The sequence below is a fragment of the Novosphingobium sp. PhB57 genome, assembly GCF_004342985.1.
Classification (GTDB): domain Bacteria; phylum Pseudomonadota; class Alphaproteobacteria; order Sphingomonadales; family Sphingomonadaceae; genus Novosphingobium.
The window spans coordinates 124,163-149,152 of the sequence record NZ_SMBO01000006.1 but is presented as its reverse complement, the minus strand read 5'-3'; the positions used below and the strand labels follow the sequence as shown (position 1 = coordinate 149,152).

28 protein-coding genes are annotated in these 24,990 nt (G+C 67.1%); 14 read left to right on the top strand and 14 right to left on the bottom strand.

What is annotated here, in order from left to right:
• Positions 1–16 precede the first annotated feature (16 nt).
• A complete protein-coding gene (locus EDF58_RS18250) occupies positions 17–1,705 on the top strand; it encodes an amidohydrolase (RefSeq protein ID WP_132268729.1) in 1,689 nt (562 codons plus the stop codon).
• Positions 1,706–1,859: 154 nt separating this feature from the next.
• On the opposite strand, the gene tatC is transcribed toward EDF58_RS18250, so the two are convergent.
• The 8 genes from tatC to argS form a co-directional block, all read right to left on the bottom strand.
• Positions 1,860–2,681 carry a twin-arginine translocase subunit TatC gene (gene tatC / locus EDF58_RS18245; protein WP_132268158.1) on the bottom strand — a complete coding sequence of 274 codons (822 nt, stop codon included), beginning with the start codon at positions 2,679–2,681 and terminating at the stop codon, positions 1,860–1,862.
• A gap of 12 nt (positions 2,682–2,693) precedes the next feature.
• A complete protein-coding gene (gene tatB, locus EDF58_RS18240) occupies positions 2,694–3,155 on the bottom strand; it encodes a Sec-independent protein translocase protein TatB (RefSeq protein WP_132268156.1) in 462 nt (153 codons plus the stop codon).
• A 24-nt stretch (positions 3,156–3,179) separates the two neighbouring features.
• Positions 3,180–3,431, bottom strand: coding sequence for a twin-arginine translocase TatA/TatE family subunit (locus tag EDF58_RS18235; RefSeq protein WP_132268154.1), 252 nt, complete (start codon positions 3,429–3,431; stop codon positions 3,180–3,182).
• A gap of 107 nt (positions 3,432–3,538) precedes the next feature.
• On the bottom strand, positions 3,539–4,189 hold the full coding sequence (gene scpB / locus EDF58_RS18230) for an SMC-Scp complex subunit ScpB (RefSeq protein WP_132268152.1): 651 nt from the start codon (positions 4,187–4,189) through the stop codon (positions 3,539–3,541).
• On the bottom strand, positions 4,189–5,001 hold the full coding sequence (locus EDF58_RS18225) for a ScpA family protein (RefSeq protein WP_132268151.1): 813 nt from the start codon (positions 4,999–5,001) through the stop codon (positions 4,189–4,191). The genes scpB and EDF58_RS18225 overlap by 1 nt, the downstream gene beginning before the upstream one ends.
• Positions 5,002–5,003: 2 nt before the next feature.
• Positions 5,004–6,014 carry a beta-N-acetylhexosaminidase gene (gene nagZ / locus EDF58_RS18220; protein ID WP_132268149.1) on the bottom strand — a complete coding sequence of 337 codons (1,011 nt, stop codon included), beginning with the start codon at positions 6,012–6,014 and terminating at the stop codon, positions 5,004–5,006.
• Between the two features lie 206 nt (positions 6,015–6,220).
• Positions 6,221–7,120, bottom strand: coding sequence for an SPOR domain-containing protein (locus EDF58_RS18215; protein WP_132268147.1), 900 nt, complete (start codon positions 7,118–7,120; stop codon positions 6,221–6,223).
• Positions 7,121–7,123: 3 nt separating this feature from the next.
• Positions 7,124–8,884, bottom strand: a complete 1,761-nt coding sequence (gene argS / locus EDF58_RS18210; RefSeq protein ID WP_132268145.1) for an arginine--tRNA ligase — start codon at positions 8,882–8,884, stop codon at positions 7,124–7,126.
• A 140-nt stretch (positions 8,885–9,024) separates the two neighbouring features.
• Here argS and miaB point away from each other — a divergent pair, with 140 nt between their 5' ends.
• Positions 9,025–10,374 carry a tRNA (N6-isopentenyl adenosine(37)-C2)-methylthiotransferase MiaB gene (gene miaB, locus EDF58_RS18205; protein ID WP_132268144.1) on the top strand — a complete coding sequence of 450 codons (1,350 nt, stop codon included), beginning with the start codon at positions 9,025–9,027 and terminating at the stop codon, positions 10,372–10,374.
• A complete protein-coding gene (locus EDF58_RS18200) occupies positions 10,371–11,090 on the top strand; it encodes an alpha/beta fold hydrolase (protein WP_132268142.1) in 720 nt (239 codons plus the stop codon). Before miaB ends, EDF58_RS18200 begins: the two co-directional genes overlap by 4 nt.
• Positions 11,091–11,121: 31 nt before the next feature.
• Here EDF58_RS18200 and EDF58_RS18195 read toward each other — a convergent pair whose 3' ends face one another.
• Together EDF58_RS18195 and EDF58_RS18190 are read right to left on the bottom strand one after the other, a co-directional pair.
• Positions 11,122–11,712: a hypothetical protein gene (locus tag EDF58_RS18195; protein WP_132268140.1), complete on the bottom strand. Its 591-nt coding sequence runs from the start codon at positions 11,710–11,712 to the stop codon at positions 11,122–11,124.
• Positions 11,713–11,860: 148 nt separating this feature from the next.
• A complete protein-coding gene (locus tag EDF58_RS18190) occupies positions 11,861–12,352 on the bottom strand; it encodes an RcnB family protein (RefSeq protein WP_132268139.1) in 492 nt (163 codons plus the stop codon).
• Positions 12,353–12,620: 268 nt separating this feature from the next.
• On the opposite strand from EDF58_RS18190, the gene EDF58_RS18185 reads away from it, so the two are divergent.
• The 6 genes from EDF58_RS18185 to EDF58_RS18165 all read left to right on the top strand — a co-directional run bounded on the left by EDF58_RS18185 (position 12,621) and on the right by EDF58_RS18165 (position 17,179).
• Positions 12,621–13,694 (top strand): PhoH family protein, encoded by a 1,074-nt coding sequence (locus EDF58_RS18185; protein ID WP_243654359.1) that lies wholly within the window; start codon positions 12,621–12,623, stop codon positions 13,692–13,694.
• A gap of 40 nt (positions 13,695–13,734) precedes the next feature.
• Complete coding sequence (locus tag EDF58_RS25935; protein WP_165921476.1) at positions 13,735–13,893, top strand: hypothetical protein; 159 nt, start codon at positions 13,735–13,737, stop codon at positions 13,891–13,893.
• 9 nt (positions 13,894–13,902) lie between these two features.
• Positions 13,903–14,394, top strand: a complete 492-nt coding sequence (gene ybeY, locus EDF58_RS18180; RefSeq protein ID WP_132268137.1) for an rRNA maturation RNase YbeY — start codon at positions 13,903–13,905, stop codon at positions 14,392–14,394.
• Between the two features lie 22 nt (positions 14,395–14,416).
• Positions 14,417–15,340, top strand: a complete 924-nt coding sequence (locus EDF58_RS18175; protein ID WP_132268135.1) for a hemolysin family protein — start codon at positions 14,417–14,419, stop codon at positions 15,338–15,340.
• 56 nt (positions 15,341–15,396) lie between these two features.
• Positions 15,397–16,281, top strand: a complete 885-nt coding sequence (locus EDF58_RS18170; RefSeq protein ID WP_132268133.1) for a LysR substrate-binding domain-containing protein — start codon at positions 15,397–15,399, stop codon at positions 16,279–16,281.
• A 130-nt stretch (positions 16,282–16,411) separates the two neighbouring features.
• The gene (locus EDF58_RS18165) at positions 16,412–17,179 is read left to right on the top strand and encodes a DUF2059 domain-containing protein (RefSeq protein ID WP_132268132.1); all 768 of its coding nucleotides are present in this window, start codon (positions 16,412–16,414) and stop codon (positions 17,177–17,179) included.
• A 134-nt stretch (positions 17,180–17,313) separates the two neighbouring features.
• Here EDF58_RS18165 and EDF58_RS18160 read toward each other — a convergent pair whose 3' ends face one another.
• Positions 17,314–17,784 (bottom strand): peptidylprolyl isomerase, encoded by a 471-nt coding sequence (locus tag EDF58_RS18160; protein WP_132268130.1) that lies wholly within the window; start codon positions 17,782–17,784, stop codon positions 17,314–17,316.
• A 269-nt stretch (positions 17,785–18,053) separates the two neighbouring features.
• Between EDF58_RS18160 and mgtE the strand changes: the two genes are divergently transcribed.
• From mgtE to EDF58_RS18145, 3 genes are read left to right on the top strand one after another with little or no spacing between them, the layout of a single operon-like run.
• A complete protein-coding gene (gene mgtE, locus EDF58_RS18155) occupies positions 18,054–19,490 on the top strand; it encodes a magnesium transporter (RefSeq protein WP_132268128.1) in 1,437 nt (478 codons plus the stop codon).
• A 24-nt stretch (positions 19,491–19,514) separates the two neighbouring features.
• Positions 19,515–19,916, top strand: coding sequence for a DUF1489 domain-containing protein (locus EDF58_RS18150; RefSeq protein ID WP_132268127.1), 402 nt, complete (start codon positions 19,515–19,517; stop codon positions 19,914–19,916).
• Positions 19,913–20,161, top strand: a complete 249-nt coding sequence (locus EDF58_RS18145) for a helix-hairpin-helix domain-containing protein (RefSeq protein ID WP_132268125.1) — start codon at positions 19,913–19,915, stop codon at positions 20,159–20,161. Before EDF58_RS18150 ends, EDF58_RS18145 begins: the two co-directional genes overlap by 4 nt.
• A gap of 35 nt (positions 20,162–20,196) precedes the next feature.
• Here the strand turns inward: EDF58_RS18145 and nudC are convergent, their stop codons facing one another.
• From nudC to EDF58_RS18130, 3 genes are read right to left on the bottom strand one after another with little or no spacing between them, the layout of a single operon-like run.
• Entirely contained in the window at positions 20,197–21,111 is a 915-nt protein-coding gene (gene nudC / locus EDF58_RS18140) for an NAD(+) diphosphatase (RefSeq protein ID WP_243654358.1), read from the bottom strand.
• Positions 21,108–22,433: a serine hydrolase domain-containing protein gene (locus EDF58_RS18135; RefSeq protein ID WP_132268123.1), complete on the bottom strand. Its 1,326-nt coding sequence runs from the start codon at positions 22,431–22,433 to the stop codon at positions 21,108–21,110. The genes nudC and EDF58_RS18135 overlap by 4 nt, the downstream gene beginning before the upstream one ends.
• On the bottom strand, positions 22,430–23,476 hold the full coding sequence (locus tag EDF58_RS18130; RefSeq protein WP_132268122.1) for an A/G-specific adenine glycosylase: 1,047 nt from the start codon (positions 23,474–23,476) through the stop codon (positions 22,430–22,432). The genes EDF58_RS18135 and EDF58_RS18130 overlap by 4 nt, the downstream gene beginning before the upstream one ends.
• 29 nt (positions 23,477–23,505) lie before the next feature.
• Between EDF58_RS18130 and EDF58_RS18125 the strand changes: the two genes are divergently transcribed.
• Complete coding sequence (locus EDF58_RS18125; RefSeq protein WP_132268120.1) at positions 23,506–24,138, top strand: DciA family protein; 633 nt, start codon at positions 23,506–23,508, stop codon at positions 24,136–24,138.
• A complete protein-coding gene (locus EDF58_RS18120) occupies positions 24,138–24,887 on the top strand; it encodes a thioredoxin domain-containing protein (RefSeq protein WP_132268118.1) in 750 nt (249 codons plus the stop codon). The genes EDF58_RS18125 and EDF58_RS18120 overlap by 1 nt, the downstream gene beginning before the upstream one ends.
• Positions 24,888–24,990 lie beyond the last annotated feature (103 nt).

Genomic DNA, 24,990 nt, shown 5'->3' with positions numbered 1-24,990 from the left:
CGCAGCCCTGGCGCTGCTGCTTGCTTCCACCGCCATCGCGGCAAGTCCCGCGCTGGCGCCCGCCGCTCTGGCCGATGTGCTGGTCGACAATGTCGAGGGCGTGACGGGTGACGGCAAGGGCGGCGTCGAACGCTTCGAAGGATTCCTGATCGACCGGGACGGCCGGATCGCCGAAGTCTATCGCCATGGGGACAAGCGCCCGAAGAAGGTCGACTACCAGGTGGACGGCAAGGGCCGCCACGTCGTGCCCGGCATGATCGACGCGCATGGGCATGTCATGGCCACCGGCTTCGCGAAGATGACGCTGGACCTGACGATGGCCAAGTCGCTTGACGAGGCCCTCGCGCGCATCACGGCCTGGGCTGCCGCCCATCCCGACGCGCCCTGGATCCTGGGCAGCGGCTGGAACCAGGCGCAGTGGGGGCTCGACCGCATGCCCACCGCCGCCGAACTGGACCGGGCGACGGGCGGCAAGCCCACCTGGCTGGTCCGCGTCGATGGCCATGCCGGCTGGGCGAATTCGGCCGCCATCTCCGCTGCCGGGATCACTGCCGCCACCGCCGTGCCGCAAGGCGGCGAGATTCTGCGCCTGAGCGGCAGCAAGCAGCCCGCCGGCGTCTTCGTGGACGGCGCCATGGCGCTGATCGAATCGAAGATGCCCAGGCCCCGTCCGGAAGATCGCGACACCGCGCTCGGCGAAGCGCAGCTCGCGCTGCTGGCGCAAGGCGTCACCGCCATTGCCGACATGGGCACCTCGATCGACGACTGGCAGGCCATGCGCCGCGCCGCCGACGCCAGCCGCCTGCGTATCCGCATCGTCACGTATGCCGACGGCGTGGACAACATGGCGCTGATCGGTGGCCCTCGCCCCACGCCGTGGCTCTATGACGATCATCTCAAGATGAACGGCGTGAAGCTCTATCTCGACGGCGCGCTTGGATCGCGCGGCGCCTGGCTCAAGGCGCCTTACGCCGATGCCCCGGAGAGCAAGGGCCTGCCGCGCATGAACGAGACGCAGCTGGGCAACCTGATGAGCCGCGCGGCAATGGATAATTTCCAGGTCGCCGTCCACGCCATCGGCGATCAGGCCAATGCCGCCGTGCTTGCCTCGATCGAGGACCTTTCGGCCACTTACAAGGGCGATCGGCGCTGGCGCGTCGAGCATGCCCAGATCGTGGATCCGGCAGACATCCCCCGCTTCGGCAAGTTCGGCACGATCGCCTCGATGCAGCCGCAGCACGAAGCGTCGGACCGCACCATGGCCGAAGCGCGGCTGGGCCCGGCGCGTCTGGCCGGCGCCTATGCCTGGAAGTCGATCGCGGCCACCGGCGCGACGCTCGCCTTCGGGTCGGACACTCCCGTCGAACCGTCCCAGCCTTTCGTCGGCCTTGCGGTCGCCATCTCCCGCCAGGGTGCGGACGGCCAGCCGTTCAACGGATGGCAGCCGCAGGAGGCCGTGAGCCGCGAACTCGCGCTCAATGCCTACACCACGGGCGCCGCCTATGCGATGTTCGCGGAAGACCGTCTCGGGCGGATCGCCAAGGGCTACCGGGCGGACTTCCTCTTCGTGGATGCCGATCCCATGCTGGCAACGCCGGAGCAACTGCGCGCCACCAAGGTCATGGAGACCTGGATCGGGGGCCAGATGGCGTGGTCCGCGGCAAAGGACCGGGTGATTCCGGCCAAGGACACGCCCGGCCGCTGAGAAGTCGGCCGCTGGAGGTTTGAGAGTTGGAGTTTTGGGGGGCGAGACCGGCGCGAGCCGGCTCGTCCCTCGGCACACCTAAGCCCATCTCACAGCCTTATCTCGACTTTGGCGCGCTATCCCAGATGTCAGGGCGCCCGAAGCACCCGCCCGCTCAGACGGCGGGCGTGCTGCCTTCGACCGGGGCAGGAACATCATCCTCTGCAGCCTTGTCGCGCGCGTCGCGCTTCTCGGTGAACCACATGAACACCAGCGTTCCTTCGTAGAGCGCCAGCAGCGGCACGGCGAGAAGGAGCTGCGAAACGACGTCGGGCGGGGTGGCAACGGCAGCGATGATGAAGATGCCGACGATGGCATAGCGACGCGCGCCAACGCACTGCGCGCGGGTGATGATGCCGGCGCGGTTGAGCAGCATCAGCAGCACCGGCAGCAGGAAGCTGATGCCGAAAGCCAGGATGAACTGCATGACCAGCGCGAGATAGTCGCCGGTGCCGGGCAGAGCTTCCAGCTTGAGCCCGCCCTTCTGACCCTCGAAACCGAGGAAGAAGTGGAACGCCGTAGGCATGACGACGTAGTAGGCCAGGGCCGCGCCCATGGTGAAGAGGATCGGCGTCGCCACGAGGAACGGCAGGAACGCCTTCTTTTCCTTGGCGTAGAGGCCCGGCGCCACGAAAGCCCAGATCTGGTTGGCGATCACCGGGAAACTGACGAAGAACGCCGCGAACAGCGCGATCTTCACTTCCACGAAGAAGGCTTCATAGAGCTTGGTATAGATCAACCGGCCCTGGCCGGGCGGGAAAGCCTCGGTCAGCGGGCGGACCAGAAACGAAAAGATGTCGCCCGAGAAGTAGAAGCAGATGCCAAATGCCACCGCAAAGGCCAGGAAGGCCCGAAGCAGGCGGGCGCGCAGCTCGACAAGGTGTTCGAGCAGCGGGGCCTGCGAATCGTCGATATCGGATATGCGGAATGGCTGCATGGCGCGCTTCTATCAGGGGGGCGGCGGGGGGAGGTGGAATTCGGCCTGCCCGCCGGGAGCGGCTGCCTCGGGCTTGCCCGCGTTGTCCGGCTTGCCGGGACTTTGGGCCGTGGCATTACCGGTCGCCTGCCCCGTTTCAGCGCCCGCCTCTCCGCCCGCGACCGGCGCGTCTTCGGCCAGCTGCGGGATCGAGGGAGACGTGCCGGTGGGGGCCTGCATCTGGTTCATGTCCGGCAGTACGGGATTGGCCTTCATGATGGCCTCGTTCTGCTCCCGCCATTTGCGCTCCATCTCCTCCAGCTCGGCTTCGCGCACCATGGCGTCGATGCCCGAGCGGAAATGACCGGAGATCTTGCGCATCTTGCCGATCCATCGCCCAGCCGTGCGCATCGCCATCGGCATGTCCTTGGGACCGATGACGACGACCGCCACGATGACGATCATCAACAGTTCGGAAGCACCTACGTCGAACATAGCGCGCGCGGATCCGTCAGGCGCTTAGGACTGCTCGGTCTTGTTCTCGGCCTTGGCCGGAGTGACCGAGGGGGCTACCGGGGCATCGCCCTGCTGGGCGGTGATCTGCGGGGCGGGCGCGGGAGTGGACTTGTTCTCCTCCTCGTTCATGCCCTGCTTGAAGCTCTTGATGCCCTTGCCGAAGTCACCCATGATTTCCGACACGCGGCCGCGTCCGAACAGCACGAGCACGATCACCAGGACGATCATCCAGTGCCAGATCGAGAAGCTACCCATAACCTCAACTCCAAAAACCGTGCGATCGATTCCGACCGCATAGAGCCCATCTAGGCACTTTCCCGCCAAGTTGCCAGCCTGTCATTATTCTGACCGGCGCCGGTAGCCTAACCGTCATCTTCTTCGAAAAGGTCGCGCTCGTCGAGGTCTTCCGCCGTGTCCTCGGCCGTTTCCTCGTCTTCGCCGGGAACCTTGCCGGGGCGCAGGCCGGTCTGGATCATGTCGTCATCCACAGGATCGAGCAGGCCGGCGGCGCGAAGTTCTTCCAGTCCCGGCAATTCCTTCAGGGAGCCGAGCCCGAAATGCGCCAGGAAATCGGGCGTGGTGGCGTAGATCACCGGGCGCCCGGGTACCTCGCGGCGGCCCGCGACACGCACCCAGCCCGCCTCCATCAGAACGTCGAGTGTGCCCTTGGCGGTCTGCACCCCGCGGATCGCCTCGATCTCGGCGCGGCTGACCGGCTCGTGATACGCAACGATCGCCAGGACTTCGGTGGCCGCGCGCGAGAGGCGGCGCAAGTCCTCCTTCTCGCGGCGCAGCAGATGCGCAAGGTCGGGCGCCGTCTCGAAGTGCCAGCGCTTGCCGCGCTCCACCAGCAGCACCCCGCGCGCGCGGTAGTGCCGCTCCAGCTCGGCAAGCGCCGGGCGCACGTCGGCCTGTCCGAGGTGGTTCGAGATCTGCTCGACCGTCATCGGCTGCTCGGCAGCGAAAAGCGTCGCCTCCACGGCGCGGACGAAGTCGTCGGTCGGTTCGGTCATCATTTGCATGCCTTGAGGCGAAGCGGCCCGAAAGTCTGCTCCTGCGCGATCTCGGCCCGGCCGGTGCGCGCCAGTTCCAGCGCGGCGACGAAGCTGGATGCCAGGGCGGAGCGGCGCAATTGCGGATTGGCCCAGGTGTCGCTGGCGGGCGGCAGGAAATCGCGCAAGTCCATCCAGTCCAGCGAGACGCCGAGCATCGAGGAGACCCGGGCGATGGCACTGTCGAGCGTCATGACCATGCGTTCGCGGACCATGTGGACCACCGGCTGGCTGCGGACTTTCACGTCCCCATAAGCGCGCACGAGATCGTACCAGGAGCACTGCCAGGCCGACTTGCGCTCGACCCGCAGGCCCTCGGGCGCGCCGCGCAGGAACACGTCGCGGCCCAGCCGGTTTCGGCCCATCAGCCGCGCCGCTGCCTCACGCATGGCACCAAGGCGCTGCAGGCGCAGTTGCAGGCGCAAGGCGAGTTCTTCGGGGCTGGGGTCGGCCTGCTCGTCCTTCGGCAGCAGCAAAGCGGACTTCAGGTAGGCGAGCCAGGCCGCCATCACCAGGTAGTCCGCCGCGAGTTCGAGACGCAGCGCCTCGGCCTGCTCGATATAATCGAGATAGGCCGCGACCAGCTCCAGGATGGAAATCCGCCGAAGGTCCACCTTCTGCCGCCGCGCGAGGTCCAGCAGGAGGTCCAGCGGGCCTTCCCAGCCGTCGATTTCCAGATAGAGCGCTTCCTTGCGGGCCTCGGCCCGGTCCTCGCCGTCCCAGCCGGCATCGGCGCCGGGCAGGCCGAAAGGAAGCTCGGCAGGCGCGTTCATCGTCAGGCCGCCAGCGCCAGCAGGGCGTCGCGCCGGGCGATCAGCTCGGCATGAGTGCCGGTTGCGGCGATGCCCTCCACCGACGCCAGTGCCCGCGCCAGCTTTTCCGCGGTCTCGGGCGGCATGGACGGCAACCGCGCGGCGATGCCGGTCATGTCGTCCATCTTCGCCCAGCAGTTGAGCGCCAGGTCGCAGCCCGCCGCGATCGCCTGCGCCGCAAGTTCGGGCACGCTGCCCGAGAGCGCCTGCATGTCGAGGTCGTCGCTCATCAGCAGCCCCGTGAAACCGATGCGCTCGCGGATGATCTCGCGGATCACGAAGGGTGAGAGCGTGGCCGGATTCTCCGCGTCCCAGGCGGTGTAGCGGACATGGGCGGTCATGCCGAAAGGGGCATCGCGAAGTGTTCGGAACGGCTCGATGTCATGCTCCAGTTCCTCTTCGCCAACCTCCACCGTGGGCAGTTCCTTGTGACTGTCCGCCATGGCACGGCCGTGGCCGGGGATATGCTTGACGCAGCCGACGATGCCGGCACGCGCCAGCCCCTGCAGCGTCGCGCGGCCCAGCGCGGCCACACGCATCGGGTCCGCGCCGAAGGAACGGTCGCCGACGATGTCGTGCGCGCCGGGGTGGCGCACGTCGAGCGGGGGATGGCAGTCGGCCGTCAAGCCCACTTCGGCAAGGTCGAGGCCCAGAGCCTCGGCATTGTCGCGCGCCGCCTCGATGGCGCTGGCGGGCGCGAGATCATAGAGCCTGTCGAACGCCTCACCCGGCGGATAGGCGCCCCAGACGGGCGGCTTCATCCGCGCGACACGGCCGCCTTCCTGGTCGATGGTGATGTAGAGCCGGTCGCGGCCGTGGATGGCGCGCAGATCCTCGGTGAGTGCCCGCACCTGTTCGCGGTCCTGCACATTGCGGCCGAACAGGATGTAGCCGGCAGGGTCGGCATCGCGAAAGAACGCGCGCTCGTCGGCGCTGAGAGTCAGCCCGGAAAGGCCGAAGATGGCGGGTGTCATAATCGCGCTTGGTCGCAGAATTCCGCGGCTTTCGCAAGGAAGCCCCGGTTTGCAGATGTGGAAAGCAAGGGCGCGGGCGGCGCGGTCACGTCATGCGGAAAGAACGAAACTTCGGCGCGGCCCAAAGGGCCTTCCGAAGTTTCGATTCGTCCCTGATGCCAGTCCGAGAAAAGCCCGGGCCGGCATCTCCTGGCCGCGCCGGTCCGTTACTGCTTCACCTGGCAGCTCAATCCGGCGGAACGCATCCCGCTGCAGAGCGCGCGCGCTGCAGCAAGGTCTCCGGGGACGGCCTGGAGGCGGTAGACCTTGCCGATATCGGCCTGCCCCTCGACGATGCGGTGGTTCACCCCGGAAAGTCCCGGATACTGCACTTTGAGCGCGTTCCAGCCTGCCTCGGCGGTCGGCTTCGAGGTATAGGCGCCCACTTGCACGCCCACGCCGCCGACAACCGGTTCCGGCTTGCCCGGGGCACTAGCGGCAGAAGCGGCACTGGCGGGCGCGCTGGGCCCGGCAGCAGGCTTGCCGGAAGGCGCAGGCGGGGCGGCCGGACCGGCGGACTGTCCGCCGAAGCCCGGACCCGGCGCTTCGCCCCGTCCGATCTGCGGCAGGCGGCTCTGCCCTTCGGCAACCGCATAGCTGGTGTCTCCGGTGCCCGCCACGACGTCTCCGCCCGGATTTTCCGGCCGCGTCTTGTAAGGCTCCTTCGGCGCCTCGATCACGCCGCCGCTGGCGACAAGCGGCTGTTCCGACTTCTGGCGCGTGGCCCACCAGATTCCGCCGACGATGACCAGTATGGCGATGACGGCCAGGACGACGAGCAGCAAGGTCTGCCCCGAGGCACCGCCCTGCTGGTCCTCGAACTCCTCGTCCTCGCCTTCCAGCCAGGGCAGGCGCACGTCGTCGTCGCCGAGTTCCAGCTTGCCGGATTCGGCCTCAGGCCGGCCCGAATTCGAATGAGCGGCATCCTCGAAAGCCGGGGCTCCGGCGGAACGGCCCGCGTTCAGGTCGTCATGGAAGGTCCCCCGACGGCTTTCGCCGCCCTGGTCGACACCCCGATCGCCTTCGTCCCGATTGCCTTCGTCCCGATTCTGGCCCCAGTTTGCCATGACTTACATTTCCTCCACCGCCTCGACGCCCAGGAGCGCGAGGCCATTGCGGACAAGCTGCCCGATCTGCGCAGCAAGGAACAGCCGTGCGCCGGTCAGGTTACCGTCGGCAGCGTTAACAAAGCGCTTTTCGACGCGGTCATTGCCGAGATTCCAGTAGCCATGGAAGGCCGCGGCAACGTCGCCAAGGAAGAAGGCGATGCGGTGCGGCTCGCGCGCGGCCGCAGCGGCCTCGACGATGCGGGGGAACTGCGCGGCCAGCTTGACCAGTTCCAGTTCTTCCGCGCCCAGCAGTTCGAGGTTTTCGCCCGAGGGCTTGAACCCGCCTTCGGCCTCGCCCTTGCGCAGCGTCGAGTGGACGCGGGCATTGGCGTATTGCACGTAGAACACCGGGTTGTCCTTCGAGGCTTCCACCACTTTGGCGAAGTCGAAGTCCATCTGCGCTTCCGGCTTGCGGGTGAGCATGGTGAAGCGCACCACGTCCTTGCCCACTTCGGTGACGACTTCGGCCAGCGTGACGAAGTTGCCCGAACGCTTGGACATCTTCACCGGCTCGCCATCGCGCAGCAGCTGGACCATCTGCACCAGCTTGATCTCGAACGGCGTCGGCTCTCCATCGGCGCCGGTCATGGCGGCAACGGCCGCCTTGATGCGCTTGACGGTGCCCGCGTGGTCGGCGCCCCAGATGTCGACCAGCGCGTCGGCGGTCTGGGCCTTCTGGAAGTGGTAGGCCAGGTCCGCGCCGAAGTAGGTCCAGGTGCCGTCGGACTTCTTGATCGGGCGGTCCTGATCGTCGCCGAACTGGGTCGAGCGGAACAGCGGCAGCTCCACGGCTTCCCAGTCCTCCAGCGTCTTGCCCTTGGGCGCTTCGAGCACGCCGTCGTAGACGAGGCCCTTGGCGCGCAGCCACGCTTCCGCCTCGTCCGGCTTGCCCGAAGCCTGAAGCTCGGCTTCCGAGGAGAACAGGTCGTGATGGATGCCCAGCAGCGCGAGGTCCTGCTTGATCATCACCAGCATCGCGGCAACGGCCTTTTCCCGGAACAGCGTCAGCCATTCCGATTCGGGCGCCTCGGCAAACTTGTCGCCGAATTCGGCGGCGAGCTGCTGGCCCACGGGAATGAGGTATTCACCCGGATAGAGGCCCTCGGGAATGGCGCCCACTTCATGGCCCAGCGCCTCGCGGTAGCGGACATGGGCCGAGCGGGCGAGCACCTGCACCTGGGCGCCGGCATCGTTGACGTAATATTCCTTGATGACCTTGTGGCCGGCATATTCGAGCAGCGTCGCCAATGCATCGCCCACCACTGCGCCGCGGCAGTGGCCCATGTGCATCGGGCCGGTGGGGTTGGCGGAGACATATTCGATATTGACGGTGGTGCCGCCGCCCATGGCCGAACGGCCGTAGTCCGCGCCGAGCGCGGCGATCGCGCGCAGCTCGGCGATCCAGGTGGCGTCCGAGAGGCGCAAGTTGATGAAGCCGGGGCCGGCGATTTCCGCCGAAGTGACCGCGTCGAGCTTCGACAGCTCCGCCACCAGCGCATCGGCCAGGTCGCGCGGCTTCATGCCGGCGGGCTTGGACAGGACCATCGCGGCATTGGTCGAGAGGTCGCCATGCGAGGTGTCGCGCGGCGGCTCGACCGTGATCGCGCTTCGCTTCAGACCGCCGGGCAGCGTACCGGCCGCTTCGAGCGCATCGAGCGCGGCGTTGAGGTGGCCCGCAAAGGCGGCGTAAAGGGTCTGGTGATCGCTGTTTGTAATGGTCATGGCGCGCGCGAATACCCCAAGTGCAGCGAAAGGGGAACAGGCTGCGAGGCCTTGGTGCCGGCCGGCGATGCCGGTCTCGCGCGGAGCACCCCGAACGCAGCCGCTTCAAAATCGCCCGAAACGCGTGTATCGGCCCGCGCATGCCATCAACCCAGAATCCCAGGACCTACCGGGTCAAGAGCTTCGGCTGTCAGATGAACGTCTACGACGGCGAGCGCATGGCCGAATTGCTCACGGACCAGGGCATCGCGGCCGCGCCGGAAGGCGAAGAGGCCGACCTGGTCGTGTTCAACACCTGCCATATCCGTGAAAAGGCGGCGGAAAAGGTCTATTCCGACATCGGCCGCCTGCGCCGCGAGGATGGCTCATCGCCCCTCATCGCGGTGGCCGGCTGCGTGGCCCAGGCCGAGGGCGACGAGATCATGCGGCGCTCTCCCGCGGTGAAGATGGTGGTCGGCCCGCAAGCCTATCACCGCCTGCCCGACATGATCCGCGAGGCCACCGCCGGCCGCCGCGTGACCGATACCGACATGCCGGCCGAAACCAAGTTCGACGCCCTGCCCGCCCGAAATCAGGGTGGCCGCAGGCGGTCCGGCCCGACGGCATTCCTCACCGTTCAGGAAGGCTGCGACAAGTTCTGCACGTATTGCGTCGTGCCCTATACGCGCGGCGCCGAGGTCTCCCGCCCCCACGCCGCCTTGATGGACGAGGCGCGCCGCCTGATCGACGCCGGTGCGCGCGAGATCATGCTGCTCGGCCAGAACGTGAACGCCTGGTACGGCGAGGATGCACGCGGACGGCGCATCGGCCTCGACGGGCTGATTCGCGAGCTGGCGGACATTCCCGAGCTTGCCCGCATCCGCTACACCACCAGCCACCCCAACGACATGACCGAGGCGCTGATCGCCGCCCATGGCGATGTCGAGAAGTTGATGCCGTTCCTCCACTTGCCGGTGCAGGCCGGCAGCGACCGGGTGCTGAGAGCGATGAATCGCAGCCACACGGCCGAAAGCTATCTCAAGGTCCTCGACCGCGTGCGCGCCGTCCGGCCCGACATCGCACTTTCGGGCGACTTCATCGTCGGTTTCCCCGGCGAGACCGACGCCGATTTCGAGGATACGCTCAGGCTGGTCGATGCGGTCGGCTATGCGCAGTGCTTCAGCTTCAAGTATTCGCCCCGTGCCGGCACGCCCGCCGCGACGATGGAAGACCAGATCCCCGCCGAAGTGATGACCGAGCGTATCGTCCGCCTCCAGGCCGCGCTCGGCCGCGACCAGACCGCCTTCAACGTGGCCTCGGTCGGCAAAACCTGCCAGGTGCTGGTCGAACGCAAGGGCAAGCTGCCCGGGCAGTGGCTCGGCAAGTCGCCCTGGCTGCAATCGGTCTATTTCGACGGCGACGTCGCCGTGGGCGACATGGTCACGGTGGAACTGACCGAAGGCGGCTACAATGCCGTTTCCGCCAGGCTGCTGAGCCCGGTCCCCGCGTGAGCGAAAGGCAAGCGCTGGTCCTCGTTCCCGGGCTTTCCTGCGACCGTCACGTCTGGCAGGCGCAGATCGCGGGGCTTTCGGACATGGCCGACATCTCCATCGGCGATACGCTGAAAGACGATTCGATTCCCCTCATGGCCAGCCGCGTGCTCGATGCCGCGCCGGAGCGGTTCGCAATCGCGGGATTCTCGATGGGCGGCTACGTTGCCATGGAAATCTGGCGCCGCGCCCCGGAGCGGGTGACACGGCTTGCCCTGGTGGACACCAATGCGCGGGCCGATACCCAGGCCCAGGCGGAACTGCGCCGCGCGGCGATCCGCACCGCCCAGGCGCGCGGCTTCGAACATGTCCTGCGCGGATCGCTGCGCCAACTCGTGGCGCCGGACTGCCCCGAGGCGCTGTTCGAGGAAGTCGTGCAGATGGCCCTGCGCGTCGGTTTCGGGACATACATGGACCAGCAGGCCGCGATCATCGACCGCGCCGATTCGCTGGCGACGCTAGGCACGATCACCGTCCCGGCCATGGTCATGGTCGGCGCGGCCGACGCCCTCACCCCGCCCCACCTTGCTGAGGAAATGGCGCAGGCCATGGCCTCAGCCGATGTTGGGTCCGATTCGGGCGCGGCCTACGAGGTCATCGCCGATGCCGGGCACATGGCGCCGATGGAGCAGCCCGACGCGGTCAATGCCGCCTTCCGCCGATGGCTGACACGCTGATCCCGGCGTCTTACAGAACCATGAGGCGGCTCTAGTCGAGCGGTTTGAGCGCGTCTTCCGCAATGAGCGGCTTGCTGATCGCCGCCGCGCCCGCGCTCACTTCCACACTGGCGTTGGTGGGATAGCCCCTGCCGCTGAAGCGCAGGCGAGAGATGCCTTCCGCCATGCCGCCGCCCGACACGGTGACGGCCAGATCGCGCCAGCCGTGCGACTTGCTGTCCAGCACGCCGACCGGAAGTTGCACCACGCTCGTCTCGCTCACTTGGACCAGATCGCCATCCTGCCGCTTCAGCACTGCGAGATTGCACCCGCCGGTGCCGCAGAACATCGGGCCGCCCAGATAGACCAGCACTTCAGGCGTGCCGTCACCGTCAAGGTCGGTCTCCGCCGTGGCATATTGCAACTTGCCGAGATCGCTGGTGAGCGCATCCCTGTGATTCGCGCGAATCCAGTCCTCGGCACGCATGGGCGCGGCCTCGGTCGCCTCCTCGCTCGCTTCGGCGCTGGCCGTGGCGGTGGCTTCGGGCTGGGCCGCATCCTTCTTGCAGCCTGCGAGCGAAAGTCCCAGCGCGAACAGGGGGGCGAGCGCCAGGATCCTGGCGGCGGAGGTCGTCCTTGTCATGACCGAAGGCTAGCCGCTCGACCGCCGCCCCGGCAAGATCGGTCTGCCGCACGGGAAGCACGAGAAAGGGCCCCCGGTTCGCACCGAGGGCCCTCGCGACCCGCCTGGGACTCGTCCGGCGCCCTTCCCGGCGCCGGTGGCGGTTTTATTAGAAGAAGAAGCTGTTGTGGACGGTGACGACGCGGCCCGAACGCATGTTCACCATGGCCACGTCATTGCCGTAGCGAACCCAGCGGTGGCCGGCGCGCGGCGCAGGCAGGCGATAGCGGCCATAGTCGTTCACCCAGTAGCGGCTGCCGTAATAGGCCGGCTGGAAGCGGTAGCCCACGGCGACCGGGCGATAGCGATAGCCGCGCGGACCGGCATAGGCGGGGCGGCGGAACTCGCCGCGGTGGGACTGGCGATAGTCGCGCCAATCTTCGCGCAGTTCGCGGCGGTCGTGGTTGAGCTGGCGCTGCGAACGGTCGGCGGCGCGGTAGTCGCCGCGGCGGACGTTGCGATCGACCTCGCGCTGGCTCTGGCGAACGTCGCGGGCGCTCTCGCGCACTTCGCGGGCACTCTGCGCGGAAGCCATGGTGGGCACGGCGACGGTCGGAACGATGACGCTGGCGGCAAGGGCGGCCATAATGATCTTGCGCATGTTTTCTTCTCCTTGACCCGAAACGATTATCCGTTCGATCTGGTCTGTGAGTTCATGTTTGAACCCCTCAAGCTGAACGAACTTGAAATGCAGGTTGCAGTGAAATTTCAGGAGTGTCGCAAGGTTGCGACAAAATTCGGGAAGCGCGCCGAAACGCCATGTTATCCCCGGTGAAGCGAGCAATTTTTCGATAGAGGCGGCTTGCGGGACGCGATGCGCAGAGCCATCTTCGGGATGGAACGAAGGCATCCTCACCTGAAAGGAGCACATGGCCCGCAAAGCAGCACGCGCCGGTGAAACGGCGCAGTTCAGGCCCGAAGCGCACCGCCGGGCACGTGTCGAAGTCGAGTTCGACGAACAGACTTTGCTGGGGGCCCTGTTCGGCCAGTTCGATTCAAATCTCGTGCAAGTGGAGAACCGGCTCGGGGTCTACATTGCCGCGCGCGGCAACAAGATCCAGATCGAAGGGCCGGAAGACGCCGTTGCCCGCGCCCGCGACACGCTCAAAGGCATGTACCACCGGCTGGAGCAGGGCCAGGCTCTTGACGCCGGCGCGGTGGAATCGCTGATCGCGATGTCGGCCGAACCGACGCTGGAAGGCATCATCTCGGGCGATACCGGCGCGCCGCCGATCATGATTCGCACCCGCCGCAAGACGATCGTGCCGCGCTCGGCGATGCAGATCGAATATATGCGCGCGCTCGCCCGCTCCGACGTGATCTTCGCGCTCGGCCCGGCAGGCACGGGCAAGACCTACCTCGCGGTGGCCCAGGCGGTTTCGCAGCTGATGACCGGATCGGTCCAGCGCCTGATCCTTTCGCGCCCCGCCGTGGAAGCGGGCGAGAAGCTGGGCTTCCTGCCCGGCGACATGAAGGACAAGGTCGATCCCTACCTGCGCCCGCTCTACGACGCACTCTATGACTGCATGCCGCCCGAACAGGTGGAGCGCCGCCTCGCCTCGGGAGAAATCGAGATCGCGCCGATCGCCTTCATGCGCGGCCGCACGCTGGCCGATGCCTTCGTCATCCTCGACGAAGCGCAGAACACCACGCGCGAGCAGATGAAGATGTTCCTTACCCGCTTCGGCCAGAACAGCCGCATGGTCGTCTGCGGCGACCCCCGGCAGGTCGACATCCCGGGCGGCGACCGCATGAGCGGCCTGGCCGATGCGGTGAACCGGCTGGAAGGTGTGGACGGCATCGATGTCACTCGCTTCACCGTGCAGGACGTCGTGCGCCACCCGATCGTGGGTCGCATCGTCGAGGCTTACGAAGGCCCTTACGTCGATCCCTCGGCACCGAAGACGGAACAACCGGCGGCCGAGCAGCTCCGGGCGGAGTGACTTTCCCCCGGGGAATGACCAGGTCTGGCGCAGCAAGCGCTTGAGCATCGAGGACGGCGGTTCGCCGTCCTCGATTTCCCGCCGGTTCCTGTCCGAGCAGGCCACCCCGCACCTTCTCTTCACGCTTCCGCTCGACCTCTTCACGCTATCGCTCGATCTCTTCACGCTACCGCTCGACCGCGCGCGTGACTGCGCGTAAAGCCCCCGCATGGATCTCGAAATCGATATCGAAGCCCCCTGGCCCGCCGAGACGGACTGGGCCGACCTGGCCGAAGCGGCGCTCGAAGCGCTGGTGCAGGTCGCACCGGAACTCGACAATCCCCGCCTCCTGGCCAGCCTGCTGTTCACCACGGACGAGGAAGTGCACGTCCTCAACCGCGAATGGCGGGCCAAGGACAAGCCCACCAACGTCCTGTCCTTCCCGATGCTGGAACGCGCCGACCTGCTCGCCCTCGCGCCGGACGGACCGCCGGAAATGCTGGGCGATCTTGCCCTCGCCTTCGAGACCTGCGCCCGCGAGGCCGCGGAAAAGGGCGTGCCGGTGGAGCACCACGCCAGCCACCTCATCGTCCACGGCCTGCTCCACCTGGCCGGCCTCGACCACGAGATTTCGGACGCCGATGCCGAGGCAATGGAGGCCCTTGAAACAAAGGCTCTTGCCCTCATCGGCATTGCCGACCCATATGGCGACAGATCTTAAGCTGTAGGGGTAATTTAAAACGATGGCCGACAATGGCCGCCACACCGAGTCCGGCTCGGGAGATGGGGACAGTACCGGCACGCTCTGGCGTGTTTTCCGGCGACTTTTCCAGAACGACGGCGATCAGTCGCTTCGCGCGCAGATCGAAGGCGTCATCAACGAACATGAAGGCGATGCCGAAGACGAGGCCCGCGCCCGCGGAGACCTTTCCTCGATCGAGCGGCAGATGCTGCGCAACCTTCTCCATTTCAGCGAGCACGATGCCGACGATATCGCCGTGCCGCGCAGCGAGATCGTGGCGATTCCGGCCTCTGCAAGCTGGGCCGAAGTGGTCGAGGCCTTCGCCGAGCACGGCCACAGCCGCATGCCCGTCTACGGAGACTCGCTCGACGCGATCAAGGGCATGATCCATATCAAGGACGTGTTCCCCATCCTCGCGCGCGGCGAACAGCCGCCGGAGGACTGGTCCACCCTGCTGCGCCAGCCGCTCTACGTGCCCCAGGCGCGCGGCGCGCTGGACGTGCTGGCCGACATGCGCGCCCAGCGCACCCATCTGGCCGTGGTGATCGACGAATACAGCGGCACCGATGGCATCATCACCATCGAGGACCTCGTCGAGGAAATCGTGGGCAACATCGAGGACGAGCACGACGACGCCCCCGAAGAGTTGCTAATTTCGCAAGAGAACGGTATCTGGGACGCAGACGCCCGTGTCGAGCTTGACGATGTGGCGGAACGGATCGACCCGCGCCTCGCCGAAGTCGAGGAAGCGGTGGATACCCTGGGCGGCCTCGCCTTCGTACTGGCCGGCCAGGTCCCGGCCGTCGGCACCGTGCTGGAGCATGACAGCGGCTGGCGCATCGAAGTTACCGATGGCGACGAGCGCCGCGTCACGCGGCTTCGCCTTCATCCGCCGGCCACGGAAGCGGTCGCAGAGCCCGATTGAACCTCGCTGCCGCCATTTCCAGGCGGCATCGATACTCCGAGTGAAAAGACGAGACATTGCCAGTACGCCGACTACCCCCCCTGCGCGCGCTTGAAGCCTTCGTTCGCGTCGTCCGCCTCGGTTCGGCCAAGGCGGCCGCCAACGAACTGGCGCTCAGCCCCTCGGCGCTCTCGCGCCGGGTCGCCGCGCTGGAAGACTTCACCGGCAAGCGCCTCTTCACCCGCCAGCACCAGTCGATGAAGCTGACCGACGAGGGCCAGGCCTTCTACAACGTGGTCGGCCCCAAGCTGGAAGAACTGGCCGAAGCGGTGGAATCGCAGATCGACCGCGGCCAGGTGCTGCGCCTGCACCTCGGCGTGCCTTCGCTGTTCGGCGGCCAGCGCCTGTTCCCGCGCCTGCCGGAGCTGCGCAAGCTGCACCCGCGCCTGCACATCGACATCGACACCGGCGCACACCTGGAAGACCGGGTGGGCGACACGCTGGACGCGGCGATCATCCTCTCGCCCGAACCGGACCCGGCCTATTATCGTATCCAGCTCGACCACAACAAGGTCTACGCCATCACCTCCAAGGAAATGGCGCAGGAGATCGGCACCGTCCCCGACGAAGCCATCCTGTCCAAGCAGACCTTCCTGATCCATCAGGACCTGCCGCAGAGCCTGGACGCGTGGAAGTCCGCCATCGGACTTGAAAAGCTGGAACCGGCCTCGGTCGACCGTTTCGATTCCGGTCAGCTCGTGCTCGAAGCCGCGGCCCAGGGCCTCGGCATCGCGATCATGCACGACGACCACTTCCGCCGCAGCCACGACAACCGCCTGGCGCGGCTCTTCGACATCGACGTCGAAAGCCCCTATCGCTACTGGTTCGTCTGCAAGCCCAAGGCCCTGGAATCCCGCCCCGTGCGCATCTTCCACGAGTGGCTGCTGCAAGCCGGACTGTAACGCCCTGCAAGCGCCGTCCCCGGTAGAGACGGGGCCGGCGTTTTTGCGACATGACGGGCGATTTCATTCCCCTGCGCGGCACTTCACGGTTATGATCCCCGGGACTTTTCGACTGTCCGGGGGCTCCGTCATGCGTTTCACTGTGTTCACCGCCGTTGCTGCGGCTTCCTTCGCTTCGGCCGCGCCGAGCTTCGCCGCCGAGCCCGCACAGGCGGCGCCGGCTGCGACAGCGGCGGCGGCGGCGGCAGCGCCCATCACCGACCCCGCGCGCATCGCCGCGGCGCGCGTCACGGTGGATCACGTTTTTCCCCTTGGGACTTACGCGCGCCTGATGAACGGCACCCTCGACAAGATGATGGATTCCATCATGGATTCCACGATGAAGCTGCCGCTCAAGCAGCTTGCCGGGCTCAGCGGCGTCAACACCGAGGACCTGGGCGAGGCCTCGATGGCAGAAATCATGCAGATCTATGACCCGGCCTTCAAGCAGCGCATGCAGATCTCCACGCGCACGATGATGAACGAGATGATCCCGCTGATGACCCAGGTCGAGCCCGACATTCGCGACGGGCTGACGCAGGCCTATGCCGGCAGGTATACGACGACGCAGCTGGGCGAACTGAATGCCTTCTTCGCGACGCCGACCGGCAAGGCCTACGCGGCCGATTCCTATCTCGTCATGATGTCGCCGGAAGTCATGGCGAAGATGCAGGGCTTCGTCCCCAAGCTGATGGAGCAGATGCCCGCCATCGTGGAAAAGGTGAAGACCGCCAGCGCGAGCCTTCCCGAGCCGCGCGCCTATGGAGATCTTTCGAAGGACGAGAAGGCTCGTCTCGCCAAGCTGCTCGGCGTTTCCGAGGCCCAGCTCGAAAAGGACGAGAAGGCCAAGGCACATTGAGCTGATCGACCGGGGCTGGAAGCGCCGGGAACTTGCGCCGCGATGGGTACAGCTTCGTCTGGCCCAGTACGCAACGAAAAAGGGCGGCCCCTCGCGGAGCCGCCCTTTTCTCTATCGGTAGACCGACGGAAGGATCAGCCTTCCGAGATGGTCGCCTTGACGATCTTGCCCGGCTCGCGCGGCGGCTCGCCCTTGGGCAGCGCATCGACGAGTTCCATGCCTTCGACCACCTGGCCCCAGACGGTGTACTGCTTGTCGAGGAAGCGTGCATCGTCGAAGCAGATGAAGAACTGGCTGTTGGCCGAGTGCGGATAGCTGGTGCGCGCCATCGAGCAGACGCCGCGGACATGCGGCTCGGCGTTGAATTCGGCCTGGAGGTCGGGCTTGTCCGAACCGCCCATGCCGGTGCCGTTGGGGCAACCGCCCTGCGCCATGAAGCCGGGGATCACGCGGTGGAACTTGATGCCGTCGTAGAAGCCTTCGCCGGTCAGTTCCTTGATACGCTCGACGTGACCGGGGGCCAGGTCGGAACGCAGCTTGATCTTCACGTCGCCGCCTTCACCATTGCCGGTGTCGAGCGTGAGCGTCAGGTATTCGTCAGCCATTGCAGTCTCCTTCTGCCGGCGCAGGTCCGCGCCGGTGGGGCATCGGCGCCCGATATAGGCACTGGCGCGGCAATGTCACGAGGGGAGCGCTCGTTCGTGCCTCCGTCCCGGTCATCCCCTGCCCGTCACGCTCCTCTCGCCGCCGCGAGGCCGATTCGGGGTCCATTCGGTGCATCGTCCCGTGGCTCTGCAGCCACCGGCCGAGGAAACTTCCCGAATGCCGCCGCCCCCCTGTTGCAATCGCGAAATAGCTGCGTAGACCGGCCCGGATGAGCGAAACGGACCTTCAGGACGAGCGCATGGAAAACGCGGAAGACACCGCGCGTCTCGATATGCCCGAATCCGAATCCCTCGACGACGACAACCGCCTGAAGGCCGAATTCGTCCGCAGCGTGAAGGATGCGCTGGACGAGGAAGACTTCGAGCGCGTCTACGACCTGGTGGAGCCGCTCCACCCCGCCGACATCGCCGACTTGTTCGAACTCATGAACGAGAACGAGCGCCTCGGCCTGGCCCGCGCCATCCGCGACCTGATGGGCGTGGAAGTCATCGCCGAGATGAACGACTGGGTGCGCGAGGCGCTGATGGAGGCGCTGCCCGCCGAAGTCGTCGCCGAGATCGCCGAGCAGCTCGACACCGACGATGCCGTCGCCATGCTGGAAGACCTCGACGAGGAAGACCAGCAGGCCGTCCTCGCCGAGATGGAGCCGGAAGACCGCGCGGCCATCGAATCGGCGCTGTCCTACCCCGAGGAATCCGCCGGCCGCCTGATGAGCCGCGATTTCGTGGCCGTCCACGAATCGATGACCGTCGGCGACCTGATCGATTTCCTGCGCGAACATCGCGAGCTGCCGACCGAGTTCTGGGAAGTGTTCATCGTCGATCCGATGCACCGCCCGATCGGCACCTGCGCGCTCTCGTGGATCCTGCGCACCCCGCGCAACATCCCGCTCTACGACGTCATGGCGCGCGACCAGACGCTGATCCCGGTCGACATGGACCAGGAGGAAGTCGCGCTGCGCTTCCAGAAGTACGCGCTGATTTCGGCGGCCGTGGTCGACGATGCCGGCCGGCTGATCGGCCAGGTCACTGTCGACGACATCGTCCACATCATTCAGGAAGAAGCGGGCGAAGATACCCTGCTGCTGTCCGGCGCGGGTGACGGCGACATCAACGAGCCGATTCGCGACGCCTATTCGGCCCGCGTGCGCTGGCTGATCGCCAACCTGCTCACCGCCACGCTCGCTTCCTCGGTCATCGCCCTGTTCGAAGGCACGATCGCGAAGATGGTGGCGCTGGCCACGCTGATGCCGATCGTCGCCGGGCTTGGCGGCAATGCCGGCACGCAGACCCTGGCCGTGACCGTCCGCGCGCTTGCCACCAACCAGCTTACCGCCTCCAACGCCTGGCGCGCGGTACGCCGCGAAATGTCCATCGCGCTGCTCAATGGCTGCACGATCGCGGTGATCATCGGCATCGTCGTCAGCCTGATCTTCGGGAATGTCACGCTGGGCCTGGTCATAGCCCTGGCGATGATGACCAATATCCTGATCGCTGGCATGGCGGGCGTATTCGTGCCGCTGACGCTGGAACGGCTCAAGGCGGACCCGGCCATCGCCTCGTCCATTTTCGTGACGATGACCACGGATTCGATGGGCTTCCTCGTCTTCCTCGGCCTTGCCACGGTATCCGGTCTGGTGCGCTAGGGGCGCGCCTCCTATCTAGTCATCATGCCGCTGCACATGACCAAGATCGCGTTTTCCGCCGAGAGCCCGGCGGCCCTGCGCGCCTGGCTGGAAAGCCACGACACCCTGGGCGAAGCCCGCCTCACCACGCGCTATCTGCCCAAGCGGCACGAGGAAATGGTCGGCGGCTCGCTATACTGGATCTACGAACATGCCCTGGTCGGCCGCTCGCCGATCCTGGGCTTCGAACAGCGCGAGGACGGGCGCTGGCATATTCGCCTGGAACCGATGCTGATCCCGGTGGTCACGCACCCCAAGCGCGCGCACCAGGGCTGGCGCTACCTTGCCGAAAAGGACGCCCCCCGCGATCTGGGCGAAGGCGAGACGGCGGGCGACGCGATGCCGCCCAAGCTGGCGCGCGAACTGGCCAAGCTGGGGTTGGTGTGACCGGTTTCGCCGGCGACGAGCGCGAAGCACTGCTTGCGGTGAAAGGCGTCGGCCCCACGGTGATCGCACGGCTGGAGGAACTGGGCATCCGGAACTTCGCCGATCTTGCCGGGCGCGATCCCGATGCGGTCTGCGCGGAAATTTCGGCGGCAATGGGGTCGACCTGCTGGCGCAACTCCCCGCAGGCCCGCGGCGCCATCGTCGCCGCCGTGGCGCGGGCGGGCGCGGGTCTGCCCGATCGGTAGCCTTTTCCCGGACCGATCCGGGACGGCGCCTTCCGTTACCCCCGATCGACCCACCAGCGCATCAGCACATGGGCAATCGCATGGGCCGGCGGCGCCCCGAAAGCCTTGCCGTTTTCGCCCCGGCCGATGGCTTCGAGCGCCTCCACCACCTCGTCGCGGGTGAACCACCGCACGTCTTCCAGTTCGGTCTCGTCGATGGTGATGGCATCGTCGTCCGCATGGGCGTGGCAGCCGATCATCAGCGAGGACGGGAACGGCCAGGGCTGGCTGGCGACATAAGTCACATCGCGCACGCAGATCCCCGCTTCCTCGTGGATTTCGCGCGCGACGGCTTCCTCCACCGATTCGCCCGGCTCCACGAAGCCCGCAAGCGTCGAATAGCGCCCTTCGGGAAAGCGCGGCTGGCGGCCGAGCAATGCGCGGCCTTCGTGCTCGACGAGCATGATGGTCACCGGGTCGACGCGCGGGAAGTGCTCGGCGCCGCAGTCGATATTGGTGCAGGAGCGCTGCCAGCCGCCCTTGGCAAGAACCGTGGGGTGGCCGCAGACGGCGCAGTGCCGGTGCCGGCAATGCCAGCTCACCAGCGAGCGCGCGCCGCCATAGGCCGCGAGTTCGGCGGAATCGAGCACGGCCATGGCGTGCCAGTTGACGGGCGTGGCATGGGGGCCTTGCAGCGGCGTGGCACCGGGCACTTCCGCGAAGCAGGGCACGGGGCCGTCGAGGCCGAGGAAGATCATCTCGCTGCCCGGCTCCGCATCCGCCAGCGTGCCCCAGGTCAAGGCGCCGTCGTCGGCCAGCACGGCATCCAGTCCGTCCAGCCGCAGCAGCCGCGCCTCGCTGCTCTGCAGGGCCAGGAGCGCTGCCGGGTCGTTGCGGATATGGTCCGCGCGGTCGAGATGCGAACCGGAAAAGGCGATGGGCAGCAGCTTCGGCAGGAGGGTGGTGGTCAAAGGGGCGTCTCCAACAGGGCCATGACATCGGCCTTCAGCGCATTCTGGAACTGGGGAATAAGCTCGTAGGCGTTCGGCGGCATGAACTGCGCGAAGAGCTGCGAGCGCAGGCCGCGCACCATGTCGACCATGCCCACCGTTCCCGCCGCGCCCGACCAGCCGAACAGGCCGCTCTCCGCTCCCTTGCCGACGCGCCCGCCGGCACCGAAGCCGCTCCCCGCCGGAAGCATGGCGGAAAGCGCCACGCCGGGTGGCAGCAAGTCCGACGTGCCGGTGACGACCGCGCTTTCGGCCAGGACGCGCTTGCCGTCGATCATGCCGCGCTGGGCCAGAAGGCGCAGGAAACGGTCATAGTCGCGCGGCGTGCTGACAAGGCCCGCGCCGCCGAAGGGGAAGGCCGGCTTTTCCAGGAAGACCGAGTTGCCCGGCTCGTCGATCGGCACCAGCACGCTGCCCAGCGCGGCATAATTGGTGGTGAGGCGGCCCGCCTGGGCCGCGGGCACCTGGAAGGCCGTGCTGGTCATCCCCGCCGGTTCGAACAGTGTTTCGCGCAGATAGACGTCGAAGGGCCGGCCGGCGACCACTTCGATCACCCGGCCCATCAGGTCCAGACCGAGGGAATAGCTCCAGTGGGTGGCAGGATCGTAGACCAGCGGCACGTCGGCCAGCCGGTCGGCGAACAGCGCGAGGCTGGGCGCGGGGGGCGCATCGGTGAGGCCCGGCACCTTGATTCGGCTGATCTGCCCGGCAGCGAGGCCCCTGGACTGCATCAGCGCGCGGATCGGGCCGGTCTGGATGATCGAATAGCCCAGCCCCGACGTATGCGTGAGCAGATGCCGAATGGTGATCGCGCGCGGCGCCGGATGCAGGGCCGTGAGCGATCCGTCATAGCGGTCCTGCACCCGCATCTGCGCGAAACGCGGCAGGATTTCATGGACCGGCTGGTCAAGGCCGAGCCGGCCCTCCGCCACCAGCTGCATGGCCATGATGCCGGTGATCGGCTTGGTCATGGAATAGATGCGGAACAGGCTGTCCGGCGAGATCGGCGTGCCGTCAGTGAACCCCTGCGACCCGCGGGCGACGAATTCCGGTTCGCGGCCCGGCAGCGCCAGCGAGGCGACGAGGCCCGGCAGCGTGCCCGTCGCATCGCCGCTCCCCGTCCAGCGCTCCACCAACGCACGCACGCGCGGCATCGTCTCCGCCTGCGCCGCCGCCCAGGCGAGCCGAGGCATGAACGCGGCGCCGACACCCGCGATACCCGCCATGCGCAGCAGCATCCGGCGATCGACCGCCGCTTCCAGCCGTTCGCGCGCAGGGCTCATGCCATCTCCGCCCTGGCGAGGCCCGCCGCCTTGGCGAAGAGCGTGGGCAGCCCCGCCTCGGCGATACGGTCGACCGGCCACCATTCCCCCGGGCCGGGGGGATCGCCGTCAAGGTCGTGCTCCAGAATGCGAAGCCCCAGTTCGAGCGAGAAATGCGTGAAGACGTGGCCGACCCGGCCGCCGTTTTCCCAGCGCCCCGCCAGCGGCGGCGCGCCGTGGCCGTCCGCGCGGGCGGACCAGCCGTCGTCGGGAAGCGCTCTCATGCCGCCGAGCATGCCTTTGTCCGCGCGGCGCACCAGCCAGACCTTCCCGTCCCGCTCGATCCAGAAGGCGAGGCCATGCCGCGCGGGCTTGGCCTTCTTCGGCGCCTTGACCGGAAAGCGCTCCGGCTCGCCCATGGTCCTTGCCCGGCAATCGGCAGCAAGCGGGCAGAGCAGGCAGCGCGGCATGCGCGTGGTGCAGACGGTGGCGCCCATGTCCATCAGCGCCTGCGCGAAGTCGCCCGCCCGCAAGTCGGGGGTGATCCCGTCGGTCAGCGCCCGTATAGCGGGCCGCGCACTCGGCAGCGGGTCTTCCAGCGCGAAAAGCCGCGTCACCACGCGCTCGACATTGGCGTCCACCACCACGGCCCGCTGCCCGAAGGCGATCGCCGCCACCGCCGCGGCCGTATAGGCGCCCAGCCCCGGCAAGGCACGCAGGCCTTCCTCGCTCTCGGGGAAGACCCCGCCCCGCGCCGCAACTTCGCGCGCGCAGGCCAGGAGGTTGCGGGCGCGCGCATAATAGCCAAGCCCTGCCCAGGCCGCCATGACGTCCTCGTCGGCTGCGGCGGAAAGGTCCGTCACGGTCGGCCAGCGCGCGGTGAATTTCGCGAAATAGTCCTTCACCGCGGCCACGGTCGTCTGCTGGAGCATGACTTCCGAAAGCCAGACGCGATAAGGGTCGGGTGCCGGCGTTCCCGGCGGCGCGCGCCACGGCAGTGCGCGGGCATGAGCGTCGTACCAGTCGAGAACCTTGCGGGAGATCGTATCGCGGCTGGCGTCCATCAGCGCCCTATGGCATTGGAGCGGCAACAATGGAACGGCATCCAAGCAAAGGAACGGAAAAGGCGGCGAAGTCCGCCAAAGGCGCGGCGAAAGGCGTGGTCAAAGCCGCGGGCAAAGCCCCGGCCGGCGGCGAGCCAAAGGCCGGCGCCCCGAAGCGGTTCGAGCGCGCGCGGGGCGGCCAGGCCCGCCAGATTTCCGACCTCATGCCCGAAGTGGGCCGCACCGCTTTCCGCCGCTTCGGTTTCGTCCAGTCCAGCGTGGTGACGCGCTGGCCCGAGATCGTCGGCCTGCGCCACGCCCGCGTCTGCGCCCCCGAATCGATCCGCTTCCCGCCCGGCGAAAAGTGCGACGGCATTCTCCAGCTCGTGGTGCTGGCCGCCCATGCCCCGATGATTCAGCACGTCGTGCCCGAGATCATGGACCGGGTGAACCGCTTCTTCGGCTACAAGGCTGTAGCCAAAGTGAAAATCCGGCAAGGTGAGGTTAAGGCACCGGCTGCCACGCGGCCCAAGGCGGCTCCGCCCTCTCTCAAGCCCGTACCGCTCGAACTGGGCGAATCGCTGCGCGACATCGGCGATCCCGAACTTCGCGCGGTGCTAGAATCGCTGGCCCGAAGCCTCGGTGCCCAGGATGATCCCATGCAAGATCAGGAAAAGCAGTGATGAAGTCCACGTTGCGTCTTGCCGCCCCCCGTCTCGTCTTCCTTGCCGCAGCGGCCCTGCTGAGCGTCGCGGCCACGAAGCCCGCTCACAAGCCACTGGCGCCCAGCTCCAACCCCGCCTCGAACTGGGCGAACCAGATCGTGGTCACGGGCGACGGCAGCCACATGTACGGCAACCCCAAGGCCGAGATGCAGCTCACGGAATTCGTCAGCTACACGTGCCCGCACTGCGCGCACTTCAACCGCGAGGCGGATCCCACGCTGCGCCTCACCATGGTGCCCAAGGGCCAGATCGGCGTGACCGTGACCACGCTGCTGCGCAACCCGATCGACCTGACGATCTCGATGCTGACGACTTGCGGCGATCCCAAGCGCTTCTTCGTGCGCCACAACGCCTTCCTTGCCAGCCAGGACACCTGGATGGCCAAGCTGGAAAAGATCGGCGAGGAGCAGCAGAAGCGCTGGTACCAGGGCGCCCTGCCCGAACGCATGAAGGCCATCGCCAGCGACCTCGATTTCTACTCCAGGGTCGCCGCCTGGGGCATGACCCGTACCCAGGCCGATGCCTGCTTCGCCAACGAGGCGGTGTTCGATACCATCAAGCAACAGCAGGCCACCGTTGCCAAGAACGGCGTGAATTCCACGCCCAGCTTCATTCTCAACGGCAAGCTGCTCGACGCGCATGATTGGCCGACTCTCTCCAAGGAGATCACCGACCAGATGGCCGCGAAGCGCAAGGGTTCGGTCTGAAGCACCGGAAAAGGGCGGTTTCCTGTGGGAAAGCGCCTGTCCTTCCGCCCCCCTCCGCTGTTATCCGCCCCGACTGTGGGCTAGTTTCCCCGCCTTCTCACAA

Excerpts from the sequence above, each read along its gene's own strand:
- tatC (WP_132268158.1), bottom strand. The coding sequence starts at position 2,681 with ATGCAGCCATTCCGCATATCCGATATCGACGATTCGCAGGCCCCGCTG.
- tatB (WP_132268156.1), bottom strand. The coding sequence starts at position 3,155 with ATGTTCGACGTAGGTGCTTCCGAACTGTTGATGATCGTCATCGTGGCG.
- EDF58_RS18235 (WP_132268154.1), bottom strand. The coding sequence starts at position 3,431 with ATGGGTAGCTTCTCGATCTGGCACTGGATGATCGTCCTGGTGATCGTG.
- scpB (WP_132268152.1), bottom strand. The coding sequence starts at position 4,189 with ATGACCGAACCGACCGACGACTTCGTCCGCGCCGTGGAGGCGACGCTT.
- EDF58_RS18225 (WP_132268151.1), bottom strand. The coding sequence starts at position 5,001 with ATGAACGCGCCTGCCGAGCTTCCTTTCGGCCTGCCCGGCGCCGATGCC.
- nagZ (WP_132268149.1), bottom strand. The coding sequence starts at position 6,014 with ATGACACCCGCCATCTTCGGCCTTTCCGGGCTGACTCTCAGCGCCGAC.
- EDF58_RS18215 (WP_132268147.1), bottom strand. The coding sequence starts at position 7,120 with ATGGCAAACTGGGGCCAGAATCGGGACGAAGGCAATCGGGACGAAGGC.
- argS (WP_132268145.1), bottom strand. The coding sequence starts at position 8,884 with ATGACCATTACAAACAGCGATCACCAGACCCTTTACGCCGCCTTTGCG.
- miaB (WP_132268144.1), top strand. The coding sequence starts at position 9,025 with ATGCCATCAACCCAGAATCCCAGGACCTACCGGGTCAAGAGCTTCGGC.
- EDF58_RS18195 (WP_132268140.1), bottom strand. The coding sequence starts at position 11,712 with ATGACAAGGACGACCTCCGCCGCCAGGATCCTGGCGCTCGCCCCCCTG.
- EDF58_RS18190 (WP_132268139.1), bottom strand. The coding sequence starts at position 12,352 with ATGCGCAAGATCATTATGGCCGCCCTTGCCGCCAGCGTCATCGTTCCG.
- EDF58_RS18185 (WP_243654359.1), top strand. The coding sequence starts at position 12,621 with ATGGCCCGCAAAGCAGCACGCGCCGGTGAAACGGCGCAGTTCAGGCCC.
- ybeY (WP_132268137.1), top strand. The coding sequence starts at position 13,903 with ATGGATCTCGAAATCGATATCGAAGCCCCCTGGCCCGCCGAGACGGAC.
- EDF58_RS18175 (WP_132268135.1), top strand. The coding sequence starts at position 14,417 with ATGGCCGACAATGGCCGCCACACCGAGTCCGGCTCGGGAGATGGGGAC.
- EDF58_RS18165 (WP_132268132.1), top strand. The coding sequence starts at position 16,412 with ATGCGTTTCACTGTGTTCACCGCCGTTGCTGCGGCTTCCTTCGCTTCG.
- EDF58_RS18160 (WP_132268130.1), bottom strand. The coding sequence starts at position 17,784 with ATGGCTGACGAATACCTGACGCTCACGCTCGACACCGGCAATGGTGAA.
- mgtE (WP_132268128.1), top strand. The coding sequence starts at position 18,054 with ATGAGCGAAACGGACCTTCAGGACGAGCGCATGGAAAACGCGGAAGAC.
- EDF58_RS18150 (WP_132268127.1), top strand. The coding sequence starts at position 19,515 with ATGCCGCTGCACATGACCAAGATCGCGTTTTCCGCCGAGAGCCCGGCG.
- EDF58_RS18135 (WP_132268123.1), bottom strand. The coding sequence starts at position 22,433 with ATGAGCCCTGCGCGCGAACGGCTGGAAGCGGCGGTCGATCGCCGGATG.
- EDF58_RS18130 (WP_132268122.1), bottom strand. The coding sequence starts at position 23,476 with ATGGACGCCAGCCGCGATACGATCTCCCGCAAGGTTCTCGACTGGTAC.
- EDF58_RS18125 (WP_132268120.1), top strand. The coding sequence starts at position 23,506 with ATGGAACGGCATCCAAGCAAAGGAACGGAAAAGGCGGCGAAGTCCGCC.
- EDF58_RS18120 (WP_132268118.1), top strand. The coding sequence starts at position 24,138 with ATGAAGTCCACGTTGCGTCTTGCCGCCCCCCGTCTCGTCTTCCTTGCC.